Source organism: Streptomyces sp. WELS2, assembly GCF_013870595.1.
Classification (GTDB): Bacteria; Actinomycetota; Actinomycetes; order Streptomycetales; family Streptomycetaceae; genus Streptomyces.
Map to the genome: position 1 here is coordinate 1 of NZ_JACBWZ010001041.1, position 1,951 is coordinate 1,951.

Genomic DNA, 1,951 nt, shown 5'->3' on the forward strand with positions numbered 1-1,951 from the left:
AGACCCAGCCGTTCGCCGGCTGCGCCAAGGCACCCGTCGATGACCACCGGTACGTCGACGGAAGAGCACACGAGCCGTCTCCCGGCGGGGTCGTCGTCCCGGACAGGCCGGTCCACTTCTGGTTGCTGCCACCGTTGCACGTCCAGAGCTCCACGGCCGTGCCGTTGGCCGTAGCGGCGCCCGTGACGTCCAGGCACAGCCCGGACTCCGTGCCGACGACCGTGCCGTCGGAGTTCACCCGCCACTGCTGGTTGGCGCCGCCGGAACAGGTCCAGATCTGCACCTTGGTACCGGCCGTGGTGGCGTGCCCCGGAACGTCCAGGCACTTGTTGCCGTACACGGTCAGCTGATTGGCGTCCGTCAGCGTCCACTGCTGGTTCGCCCCGCCCGAGCAGTCATAGATCTGCAGGTTCGTGCCGTCCGTCTGGCTGGCGCCCGGCACGTCGAGGCACCGGTTCGAACCGACACCGCGCAGGGCGCCGCTGGAGGCCGCCTGAGCCGGGGCGGCCACGAGCAGCGCCGCCAACGCGGCCAGGATCGTCACCGCGGCGGCGAGCACCACAGACAGTCGTCCGGAGCTGAAACTTCGTCTGCGCATGGGACCTCGCAATCCTTGGGCAAGCGGTTCCGGTCGGCCCCCGCGGAGACCGCCCGGACTGTCCTTGTGGTGTGGTTCGCAGCGGCCCGTGGGCACCGGGCCGGAACACTGTTGACGAGAGCATGACATAGCAATTCCGCTATGTTCGTAATCTCGAACGAAGGTCGGAAGGTCGGGCAACGTGGATAATAGGCAACCCGTGAACGGCGTCAACACCTTCCGCATGATTCGACGGCAGCCCCGAAAGGTTCGTGTCCGTCACGGAGGAACGCCGCAGATCAGCCCCTCCGAACCAGCACCGAACCAGCACCGGAAATCCGGCGCGGGATCGAAGCCGAGGCCGCTATCAAGCCGACCGGCGCACCCTTCCTCGCGCCAGCGGGTATGCCAGGCCGGGAACAGCCCCGCCCTCACCGGACAGGACCGCACGCCGCACGGCGGCCACGCATGGCCGAGGCAGCCAGGAGTTCAGGCCGGTTCGGGAGCCGTGTCGTGGGTGGGGCGCTGTCCGGGCAGGAGCAGGATCGCCGCCAGGGGTACCGCCGCCAGGGCCGCCCAGGGCAGCGCCGGGGGCAGTCCGAGGTCGAGGAGCGCGCCGGAGGCCGTGCTGCCGAGGAGGACCAGCAGGCCGGAGACGGAGGACAGGGCGCCGGTGTAGAGGCCGATGCGGCCGGGTTCGGCGAGGTCGGGCAGCCAGGCGCGGGCGACCGGCGCGACCAGCATCTGGCCGGCGGTGAGCAGGACGACCAGGGCGGCGAGCGGGACGAGTCCGGCCATGCCGGTCAAACCGGCCGGACGGACCGCGGCGACGGTGGCGAATCCGGTGCCGGTCAGCAGCAGTCCGGCGGCCAGCGAGCGGCGCGGGGTGAGCCGGCGGTCCGCCCAGCGGGTGACGGGCAGTTGGGCGCCCACCACCAGCAGGGAGGACAGCGCGAACAGCCAGGCGACCGGCGCCTGGGAGCCGTAGGCGCGCCGCACTTCGGCGGGCAGGGCGAGGTAGAACTGGTTGTAGGCGAGCAGTTGGGCGCCGTAGCCGCAGCACAGGGCGAGGAAGCGGCGGTTGCGCAGCAGCGGCCCCAGTCCGCCGCGCACGGCGACGGGTTCGCGGCCGGGGATGTGCCGGGGCAGCAGGACGGCGTGCCCGACGAGTACGGCGGTGAAGACGGCCGCGCCGGCCAGGCAGACCGTGCGGAAGTCGGCCGTCAGCAGCAGGGCGCCCAGCAGCGGGCCGGTGAAGGCGCCCGCCTGTCCGGCGACGGTGAACAGGGCCAGTACCCGGGCGCGTGGCCCGCCGCCGGCCTCCTCCCGCAGGACGGCCTGCCGGGCGACCTCCGACTCCACCGCCGGGGAGAA

Annotated in this window: 2 protein-coding genes; both read right to left on the reverse strand. The window is 72.2% G+C overall.

Going from position 1 to position 1,951, the window contains the following annotated elements:
* A partial coding sequence (locus H5J33_RS33335; RefSeq protein ID WP_181798432.1) for a non-reducing end alpha-L-arabinofuranosidase family hydrolase occupies positions 1-598 on the reverse strand: 598 nt, incomplete at its 3' end.
* A gap of 468 nt (positions 599-1,066) precedes the next feature.
* On the reverse strand, positions 1,067-1,951 hold an 885-nt coding region (locus H5J33_RS33340; protein ID WP_181798433.1), incomplete at its 5' end, for an MFS transporter.